Origin of the sequence: Brevibacterium sp. 2SA (genome assembly GCF_005502845.1) — a bacterium.
Taxonomy (GTDB): domain Bacteria; phylum Actinomycetota; class Actinomycetes; order Actinomycetales; family Brevibacteriaceae; genus Brevibacterium.
This window is the reverse complement of record NZ_SCMW01000090.1, coordinates 1-7,337: the sequence shown is the minus strand read 5'-3', so window position 1 is coordinate 7,337 and position 7,337 is coordinate 1. Positions and strand designations below refer to the sequence as shown.

At 59.5% G+C, this 7,337-nt stretch carries 7 protein-coding genes; 3 read left to right on the top strand and 4 right to left on the bottom strand.

Annotated features, from left to right (window positions below):
• From FFS20_RS17430 to FFS20_RS17420, 3 genes are all read right to left on the bottom strand, one after another.
• Nucleotides 1-715 (bottom strand): ATP-binding protein (locus tag FFS20_RS17430; protein ID WP_137827041.1); only part of this gene is annotated, 715 nt, incomplete at its 3' end.
• Nucleotides 702-2,144, bottom strand: coding sequence for a Mu transposase C-terminal domain-containing protein (locus FFS20_RS17425; RefSeq protein WP_249356927.1), 1,443 nt, complete (start codon nucleotides 2,142-2,144; stop codon nucleotides 702-704). The genes FFS20_RS17425 and FFS20_RS17430, both read right to left, overlap by 14 nt.
• A gap of 19 nt (nucleotides 2,145-2,163) precedes the next feature.
• Complete coding sequence (locus FFS20_RS17420) at nucleotides 2,164-2,790, bottom strand: recombinase family protein (RefSeq protein ID WP_009883804.1); 627 nt, start codon at nucleotides 2,788-2,790, stop codon at nucleotides 2,164-2,166.
• Between the two features lie 604 nt (nucleotides 2,791-3,394).
• On the opposite strand from FFS20_RS17420, the gene FFS20_RS17415 reads away from it, so the two are divergent.
• Complete coding sequence (locus FFS20_RS17415; RefSeq protein ID WP_009883803.1) at nucleotides 3,395-3,730, top strand: PadR family transcriptional regulator; 336 nt, start codon at nucleotides 3,395-3,397, stop codon at nucleotides 3,728-3,730.
• Nucleotides 3,723-4,940: a chromate efflux transporter gene (gene chrA, locus FFS20_RS17410; RefSeq protein WP_009883802.1), complete on the top strand. Its 1,218-nt coding sequence runs from the start codon at nucleotides 3,723-3,725 to the stop codon at nucleotides 4,938-4,940. Before FFS20_RS17415 ends, chrA begins: the two co-directional genes overlap by 8 nt.
• Before the next feature lie 123 nt (nucleotides 4,941-5,063).
• On the opposite strand, the gene FFS20_RS17405 is transcribed toward chrA, so the two are convergent.
• Nucleotides 5,064-5,447: a MerR family transcriptional regulator gene (locus FFS20_RS17405; RefSeq protein ID WP_137827039.1), complete on the bottom strand. Its 384-nt coding sequence runs from the start codon at nucleotides 5,445-5,447 to the stop codon at nucleotides 5,064-5,066.
• Nucleotides 5,448-5,638: 191 nt separating this feature from the next.
• On the opposite strand from FFS20_RS17405, the gene FFS20_RS17400 reads away from it, so the two are divergent.
• Nucleotides 5,639-7,162 carry a SulP family inorganic anion transporter gene (locus FFS20_RS17400; protein ID WP_009883800.1) on the top strand — a complete coding sequence of 508 codons (1,524 nt, stop codon included), beginning with the start codon at nucleotides 5,639-5,641 and terminating at the stop codon, nucleotides 7,160-7,162.
• The last annotated feature ends 175 nt before the right edge of the window (nucleotides 7,163-7,337 follow it).

Sequence of the window (7,337 nt, the reverse complement as noted above, 5' to 3'; positions counted from 1 at the left end):
AACTGGACCGCGTCGGCTTTGAACTCCGGCGTGAACGTCCTGCGATTCGTAGACATGATTCCCTGTCGTGCCTTCCTGGTAACGACTGTCTACGAGAAGTGTCACACCCCAGTTTCTCGATGCCCGGCATACCAATGAGGATGACGCCCATATGGTGATGGTCGAAGTAGTCACGGACTTGCTCAAAGCCGGTGGCCTTAAGACGGTCGGCTTCGTCAATGATGAGCAGCTCGGTGCGTCCGCTGGAACGGGACTCGGTATGGACGTAGGGGTCGACGATGCCGTGCTCGGCGAAATCGACGGCGTAGGAGATGCGTTGACATGCTCGTGGCAGGCCCTGGTCTATTTGTTTCGGGGTGGCCACGACCGTGGGAGTGAAAAACGCAGTGCGGGCCTCGAGAACACGTTCCGGCACAGGGCCGAGGGTGTCGGAGAAAAAGGATTCCCATTGTTCCCAGTCATCGACTCCGGAATAGTGCCGGGCGGAGAGTGTCTTGCCGACCCCCGGTGGCCCCCAGCACAGGCCAATATAGCGATGAGTGCGCACCGCGTCAGCGAACTCGGCGAAGCGGCGATGCTCATGAGTCGTCTGGAACGGTGGCAAATCGGGCCGTGGCGGGGCGCTGGAGTTGATCTCCCCGAAATCGCCGAAAAGGAATCGGCTTCCGTCATCGTCCTTGCTGAGGAGACTGTGTTTCGGGTCAGTCGGTGGCATAGAGTCGCAATCCGTGTCGTGGTGGGACTTCGTCGCCGCCGACCGGTTCCGCTTCGGTTGGTTCAGGCGGGACGTAACGGTTGTCAATCGGCAGCGCGTCGGCGAGGCTGCGGCGGTGGCGCAGCTGTCGCTTGAGGTCACGGCGACGTTGCGACCGGGCAGCCTGCAGCTCTCGCAGCGAGACGGACTCGGCGGCGAGCTCGGGAGCGATCGCGCGGCAGAGGTAATCATCATTGAAATAGACGCGGATCTCGCCGACATCGCGCGGGTCGAACCGGATAGTTACCTGTTCACCGACGTAGGCGGCCAGCACCGGGGACACATACCGGGTGGAGGAGAACTGAATCCCGTCGCGTTGGACCTTCCTTGTAGTCGCCGCAGTCAGCAGAAGTAGGTCCAAATCCTCCGGCCGTACTGGGGCTCGCGGTATGAAGCCGGAAGCTGCCCAGCGGTGGACGGGGGCTTGGTGGGTTTCGGAGTGTGGGCGCTGGTTGTATTCGGTGACAATGAATCTTTCCAGGATCGCGTCGAGTTGCTCAAGACTGAGCGCCGGGTCCGTGAGAGGTTCTCCGTTCGTTCCGTGCGGGATATACCCGGGTAGGTGCGGCAAGAGCTCGGTGGTGATGGAGCCATAGAACCGCTCGATCTTCCCTCGCCCCTGCGGAACGCCGATGCGTGAGTGGATGAGCTGTATCTGCGTGTCCAGGCAAACCCGTTCGAGGCGGACGGAGGTGAAGTCCGAGCCGTGATCGGAATAGAGCACATCTGGCAGGCCGCAGACCGGCCAGGCAGGATTCGTCTTCTGATTGACCGCTTGGTGTAGTGCCAGAGCTGTCTGTTCGGCTGATGGGGCACCCAGGAAAAGGGTGTAGCCGGCGACTGCGCGGGAGTAGTCATCCAGCAGCACCGTCAACCACGGCCGAACCGGCACGCCAGCTTGGTCGAGTACTGCAACGTCTAAGAGCGTGTGGTCGGCTTGCCACTGTTCGTTCGGGTTCAATGTGGTGCGGCGGAAAACCAATTCGAACTGGTCCCGGTAGGCGGCATCGCCGTGCTGGGCGAGTGTGCGCAGGCCCGGGTCGATGGCACCAAGGATCCCCCGGACGCTGGAGTAGCTTGGCGCGGGCAGTCCCCGATCGGCAGCTATGCCGCTGACTCGGCGATGAACAAACGCGACTGAGGGCTCGGGGCAACGAAGCGCCAGAGCTTCGATCATCTCCACAATCTCGGGCAGTATTCGCCTCGTGCCGTTGTCAGCTCGCCGGAGGCGCTGCAGGCCATTGGACGTCGGGAAAGCACCATACTTCGCGGCCCAGCGTGACAACGTTCGCACCGGTACTCCTGATTCGGCCGCGATCCGTGTCCAAGGGACACCGTCATCGTGCTGGCGCAGCAGAGCCAGCCTCTCCTCTGGGGTCCTCTGCGCCATGACGATCACCGGTCCAGGATTAGGTCTCGGGACCGGGATCGGCGGCAGTCTCCGGCGCGACTGTCACCGCTTCGGGAGGACGCGGTGGCAGGTGCCGATACAGGCTGGTACGGGTAATCCCGGTTTTGGCCACGATCTCGGCGATAGTGTGTCCGGTCGTGCGCAGGTGCTCGGCGTAGGCCAGTTTGTCCGGATCCACCACTGATGGCCGTCCGATGCGTCGGCCCTTCGCGGTCGCTACCGCTCGAGCGTGGGCGGCACGCTCCAGGGTGTATGTGCGTTCCATCTGTCCGAACAACGCCAGTAGCACGACCGATAGCTGCGCCATCGGATCATCCGGGTTCGACGAGTCCACTCTGATCGGGTCGGCGAGGTTGCGCACACCGATGTTGCGTTCGGAGAGGTCATGAATCAGGTTCAGAGTATCGCGCACCGTTCGCCCAAGCCGATCGAGAGTGTGGACGACGATGACGTCACCGTCGCGGGCATATTCCATGACTGCACGCAGCCCGGGGCGGTCGACCGTGGACCCGGACTTTTTGTCCACATAGATCCGTTCGGCCGCGATTCCGGTCTGGGTCAGAGCATCGATCTGTCGATCCAAGTCTTGTTTGACCGTCGAAACCCGCGCGTACCCCAATTCCATGCGCCCAGCGTACCAATCTTCGTGTCTGTACGGAATGTATGGGACGTTGTTCTGGGCCTTACTTATGGGATGGAAAATCAGGTTCTGGCCCGATCGATGAGGTTGCTCGTCTTCGGTGTCCCACTACCAAGGAACTGGGACACCTGGCCCGACATGTTCGTGGCTGTGAGTTTCAGTGACGCATGGCGGTAGTTGTAGAGCCTGAAAAGGCGACTAAATGCGAGAAGGATCTACTGGCCAAGTCTCCTCCCGGGCAGAACGTAGTCGCCGAGACTACGGGGGCGGTAACGACTCATCGCATTGAGTAGCTCATGAGAGACGACCGCGCCTCGAACCGAATGCCGATTAGCGCGAAGATGCGCACGAACTAACCAGGCAGCATCTCGCCTCGGCATTCGTTTAGTCGAGTGATTCGCTGTCGCCTCATGCTCAATGACGACAGGTTCCGGGTAGAGGAGCCCAAAAGACGGGGACCATCACTGCCCACACTGCTATGCAGTAAGGACACAACACTCCGGTGACAGAGAGGCTTTGAACTCTCGGTCCGAGTCTGCGTTCACTCGAACTTCACTATCTGTCTTCGTTATCGTTCTAAGATACTGAAATGGAACCTGTTGAACCCGAGTCTGCGCAACTCGAACACCGTGACTTACTGTCCGGACTCGTACAGATGCACGTCCTTCATCATGCAGCCCAAGAAGAGATCTACGGCACGTGGATGATCGACGAACTAGCGACCCACGGCTATCGACTCTCGCCTGGCACCCTGTATCCGATGCTCCATCGCATGGTCGATAACGGCTACCTCACCGTCCGATCCGAGCGCGATGGCCGCACTGTCCGCAAATTCTACTCAGCCACAGCAAAAGGTCGCGAAGGACTGGCTCTGGCACAAGAACGCGTTCAAATCTTCATCCGGAAGGAGCCTGGAAATGACTGACACCACCCCCACCCACTTGAAAGGACAGGGCTCTGCCTGGGAAGTGTTCCGCATCTTCCTTCGCCTTGGTCTCACATCCTTCGGCGGACCAATCGCACACTTGGGCTATTTCCGCACTGAAGCTGTCGAGCGGCGAAAATGGTTAGACGAACAGGAATATGCCGATCTGGTCACCCTGTGCCAGTTCCTTCCCGGCCCGGCCTCCAGCCAGGTGGGATTCGCAATCGGCATGCACCGCGCCGGGGCCCTGGGGGCATTGGCGGCTTTCCTCGCTTTCACTGTTCCATCTGCTGTGATCATGGTGGTATTCGCCTATGGTGCGGCCCTGTTTACCGGGCCCGTGGGCGAAGGTCTACTCAACGGCCTCAAGATCGTCGCCGTCGCTATCGTCGCCCAAGCTGTCCTCGGCATGGCCAGAAACCTCACTCCGGACAAACAACGCGCATCGATCGCTGCAGTTGCCGCGGCCGCAGCCCTGCTCATCCCCGGGGCATTCGGGCAAATCACTGCCATCGCACTCGGCGCTATTGCCGGTTATCTGCTGTGTCGTAAGAGCAGTGGAGCGACTGGGGGTGTGTTGCACTTCCCAGTCAAACGCCGCGTAGGAATCACCAGCTTAGTAATATTCATGACGCTACTTTTTGGCCTGCCCCTAGTCGTGGCTGCGACGGGATCGTCGAGCCTGGCGGTCTTCGATGCGTTCTACCGAGCCGGCGCGTTGGTCTTCGGTGGAGGACATGTCGTGTTGCCACTGCTCCAGGCCGGTGTCGTCGACACAGGGTGGGTCAGTGACCAGCAGTTCCTCGCCGGATATGGTGTCGCACAGGCCGTTCCCGGTCCATTGTTTACCTTCGCGGCGTACCTGGGGGCGATCTCAGATGTTGGCCCTGGTGGTGTCCTCGGTGCGGGTGTTGCTCTTGCGGCCGTGTTTCTACCGGGGTTTTTGCTGCTGGTTGGTGTGCTGCCGTTCTGGAATGTTCTGCGTCAGCGGGCGTGGTCCCAGGCCGTGATGAGTGGGGCAAATGCTGCGGTGGTTGGGATTCTCGCGGCCGCTCTCTATCAGCCGGTGTTCTCTACGGCAGTGACCGGGCAGGGCCCATTTGCTCTTGGTCTCGTCTGCTTCGTGCTACTCATCGCCTGGAAGCTTCCGCCATGGATGGTTGTCGTTGTTGGGGCTGCTGGTGGAGTTGTCCTCGCACTGCTGACGTAGGAGCCCACATCGCTAGCAAATGAGACTTGATAGTGTCTCCTTGCCGTTGGAGATCCTCGTAGCAATCGTCGCTGACGGCCTCCTGCTCGCTGGTCATCTCTACATCGCACAGCTTTGCTTCGATTACGGAATAATCCTCGAGCGAAGCTGATCGATGAACTCATCCGCTGCAGCAAGTTGCTGAGCGAGCTTTTCCCGTCGTTCGTTCGCGGCGTCGAGAAATTGCGTCATCGCATCTTCTCCATCGGCGCTTGAAGAATCACCACTGCGAACACTCTCCAGTGCCCTCAAAAGATTCCCCATCTGCTCCAGCGAATACCCCAGCGGCTTCATTCGGCGGATGAGCATGAGCTGGTCATGATCGTCCTCGGTATAGAGGCGGAAACCACCTTCCGACCGTCCGGACGGGGTCAACAGGCCGATCTGGTCATAGTGGCGAATTGTTCGCAAAGACAACCCTGTGCGCTCAGCCAATTCTCCAATGTGCATCATCCCTGCCTCAGGCATGGCGGCAGACCCTCCTCAATTCGCATCAACTCTTACGTTACGTTAGAGTCAATTTTAGTGCCCACACAATTGTGCGGTGGCCTCCTGGTTTCCAGGCCCCAGAAAGGGGCCCGCCGGACTCGCGCAGAAATGCGCGCTCAATCTTCGATGGTGTCACACTCGACCCACTCCTAACCTTGGAGACTCATTAAATGACGACTGCAAGTACGACCGCCGACGACCGAAGTCGATACCACCCCGACCCCTCAGTGATAACCGCACTGAAGACCCCACGCATCCTCACTCGGGAAGTCCTCGCGGGACTAGTCGTCGCGCTGGCACTGATTCCGGAGGCGATCTCGTTTTCAATCATCGCCGGCGTCGATCCAAAGGTCGGCCTGTTCTCCTCGTTCATTATGGCCGTCACTATCGCCTTCGTCGGCGGACGCCCCGCGATGATCACCGCCGCCACCGGTGCGATCGCGCTCGTCATCGCACCCGTGGCCCGTGAATACGGATTGGATTACTTCATCGCCACCGTGCTGCTCGCCGGGGTGCTACAGATCGTGCTCGCTGTCTTCGGCGCGGCGAAACTCATGCGGTTCATCCCGCGCAGTGTCATGGTTGGCTTCGTCAACGCTCTAGCGATCCTCATCTTCACAGCTCAGCTCCCGCAGCTCATCGGTGTGCCCTGGATGGTTTACCCGCTCGTCGCAGTCGGCTTAGTCATCATGATCTTCATGCCAAAGATCACCAAAGTCGTCCCGGCTCCGCTGGTCTCGATCATCATCGTCACTGTCGCAGTCATAGTCTTCGCAATCAATATCCCCGCTGTCGGCGACCAAGGCGAACTCCCACGGAGCCTGCCCGAACTGTTCGTCCCGAACGTTCCACTGACATGGGAGACGCTGACAATCATCGCCCCTTACTCTCTGGCGATGGCCCTCGTTGGACTCATGGAGTCCCTGATGACGGCCAAGCTTGTCGACGATGTCACCGACTCGCACTCAAACAAGACTCGTGAAGGTTGGGGCCAGGGAGTGGCGAACATTCTCTCGGGATTCTTCGGCGGCATGGGTGGCTGCGCCATGATCGGGCAGACCATGATCAACGTCAAAGCCTCCGGTGCCCGTACCCGCATATCAACATTCCTGGCAGGAATGTTCTTGCTGATCCTCATCGTCGCCTTTGGCGACGTCGTGGCGATCATCCCGATGGCCGCGCTGGTTGCTGTGATGATCATGGTCTCGGTCGGAACCTTCGACTGGCACTCGATCAAGCTCTCCACCCTCAAGAGAATGCCCAAAAGCGAAACCGCTGTCATGGTCATCACCGTCGCTGTGGTCGTCGCGACTCACAACCTCGCCATCGGCGTCGTTGTCGGTGTGTTCGTGGCCTCGGTGATGTTCGTCCGTCGCGTTGCCCACCTCATCGACGTTCGCCGGGAGATCCAGGAACAGGACGGGCTGCAGGTCGCTCACTATACAGTCGAAGGACAGCTACTTTTTGCCTCCAGCAATGACCTGACCACACTGTTTGAATATGCTGCCGATCCGGATCGGGTGATCATCGATCTCACGAAATCTCACATTTGGGACGCGTCAACTGTCGCCGCACTCGATACGATCGAGACGAAATACGCACACCACGGTAAGGCTGTCGAGTTTGTGGGCATGAACGACTACACGACTGCGTTCCACGCTCGACTCACCGGCGGCCTCGGCGGCGGCCACTAGAGAGAATACCGCCTTCTACGCCATTAAGCCGGGGTGCTGGCAAGGCTGACGTTAGTCTTCAGGACTAGGGCGTGTCTCCTTTATTGACCATTCCAGGACTGGCACGGTGGAGACGTGACTACACAGCAACGACACCGAGTCTTCACTGATGAGCAGTGGGAGAAGATCGAACCAC